This window comes from Silanimonas sp. (genome assembly GCF_027530345.1).
Taxonomy (GTDB): Bacteria; Pseudomonadota; Gammaproteobacteria; order Xanthomonadales; family Xanthomonadaceae; genus Silanimonas.
Window position 1 is genome coordinate 1 of record NZ_JAPZQK010000041.1, and the last position, 1,916, is coordinate 1,916.

General features: G+C 55.6%; 3 protein-coding genes. All 3 read left to right on the forward strand.

Annotated elements, in window-relative coordinates; genetic code table 11:
* Positions 1–143 precede the first annotated feature (143 nt).
* The 3 genes from O9255_RS13900 (at position 144) to O9255_RS13910 (ending at position 1,719) form a co-directional block, all read left to right on the forward strand.
* Complete coding sequence (locus tag O9255_RS13900; protein WP_297867466.1) at positions 144–428, forward strand: hypothetical protein; 285 nt, start codon at positions 144–146, stop codon at positions 426–428.
* Positions 429–518: 90 nt separating this feature from the next.
* Positions 519–1,241 (forward strand): hypothetical protein, encoded by a 723-nt coding sequence (locus O9255_RS13905; RefSeq protein ID WP_297867467.1) that lies wholly within the window; start codon positions 519–521, stop codon positions 1,239–1,241.
* 85 nt (positions 1,242–1,326) lie between these two features.
* The gene (locus O9255_RS13910; RefSeq protein ID WP_297867468.1) at positions 1,327–1,719 is read left to right on the forward strand and encodes a VOC family protein; all 393 of its coding nucleotides are present in this window, start codon (positions 1,327–1,329) and stop codon (positions 1,717–1,719) included.
* Positions 1,720–1,916: the final 197 nt, after the last annotated feature.

Here is a 1,916-nt window from a genome sequence, read left to right on the forward strand (position 1 = left end):
GGTTCGCAGGCGCCAACCAATTTCGCGGGCTGTCAGTTCGGGCCATGCAGCATCCGGCGTGAGCGACAGCCTAACAACTCGCTCAAGCGGACCAATCAATCGCTTCGCGATTGATGTGGCCGCTTAGCTCGATCGTTAGGCACATGCGGCGCATCCTGATCTCGGCAATTGCGATTCTCCTCGTTGCTTGCACCGGAGTATCGGAGCAGGAGGCGCGATCAATCGCCTATGGGCGGCTCATGTCGATAGAGTCCGGCCCGGAACTTCGTGGCGAAAAGCTCCTGAGTGGTCTCAATCTCGATTCAAGCTCAGATGGCACTTACCTCTTCACCATCAAGGATCACGGCACAGAAACGTGGTGGGCAGTCACTGTGCTGCCCAATGGGCGTTCTGAGCTTTCAAAGATGCCCCTTGATGCGCAAGACTAAGTGCCTAACTACTCGCTCAAGCGGACCAATCAATCGCTTCGCGATTGATGTGGCCGCTTAGCTCCAGCGTTAGCCGCATAGGGAGGTGCCATGCCGAGTGCGAAGCCCGATAAGAGCGAAGTGCAAGCCCTTCTAAAGTCTCGAGGCATCAGCTTCGGAGATCTCCCGAAAAGCATTTATGCCGATTTGCATCGTGTTTGTGAGCATGTCGCAGGAAAAGGCCATATCGATCAGGCGGGCGCTGAGACGATTAGTCAGTTCCTTTCGGAAAATCCGGCCGTCGCAAGCGTTTACCCGAACAATGTGCTCCATGAGTTGGCAAGCGGAGCGGCTCCACCCGCTTCATGGAGCAGTGATGTCGAGCACGATCTTCTGCACGTCATCTTCAACATCTACTTCGGCTACGGCTCCGATAAAGAGCTAGACAGCGACCATACTGGTCCACGGCCACCCCGAGACCTTTCCCGGGCAATTTCCGATAGCAGTTTCCGATCACCGGCAGTTGCAGTCGCTCTTGGGTCGACGTACTTCGACAGTGTTTCTGTTCCATCCGGCATTACGGGAAAGCTCGTCGGCTTCACTGGTAAGTTCGCCTTCGGTACTCGCGAGGACTGCTTCAATGAGGCGCGGCGACTTGGGGCTGTTCCAAGCGACCCGACTCCACACCTCGACATTCTTTTTGTTGGCCAGGAGTTCGAGGGCCTCGGTGTTGTTTCAGCAAAGCTGGACTCCGCGCTCTACTATCGGCGCATGTACGGCAATCTCAAGATTCTTCGCGAGCGAGACTGGCTTGCGGCCGTAAAATGCGGCTAACTACTCGCTCAAGCGGACCAATCAATCGCTTCGCGATTGATGTGGCCGCTTAGCTCAATCGTTAGGCCCCTTTGGAGAGACTTTCGTGAAGTTCGGATACACCATCATCTATGTGCCAGATGTCTCCGCATCATTGAAGTTCTTCGAGCTGGCCTTTGGCATTGGGTCTCGATTTCTCCATGAGTCTGGAGACTACGGTGAGCTTGAGACAGGTGAGACAGTCCTTGCATTCGCCGCTCACAGTCTTGGGCATGTGAATCTTCCCGAAGGCCATATTGAGGCGCATAGCTCAGCAAAGCCTCTCGGCATCGAGATTGCGTTGGTCACGCCAAATGTTGCTTCGGCACACGCGCGGGCTGTTTCCGCAGGCGCAATTGAGCTTTCCTCACCGACTGAAAAGCCGTGGGGTCAAACGGTCTCGTATGTGCGTTGTCCAGACGGCACGCTCGTCGAGCTGTGTACACCAATTGCCCAATGAGTCGGGCCCTAACTATTCGTTCAAGCGGACAGTCCAATCGCTTCGCGATTGATGCTGCCGCTTAGCTCACGCGTTAGGCCGCATGGAGGGACAACGTGGCAACGGGATGCATCTTCTGTCAGATCATCGCTGGCGAGGCGCCAGTAAGCCTCGTTCGTGAGTGTGCGTTGACCATTGCATTCATGGACGTGAGGCAG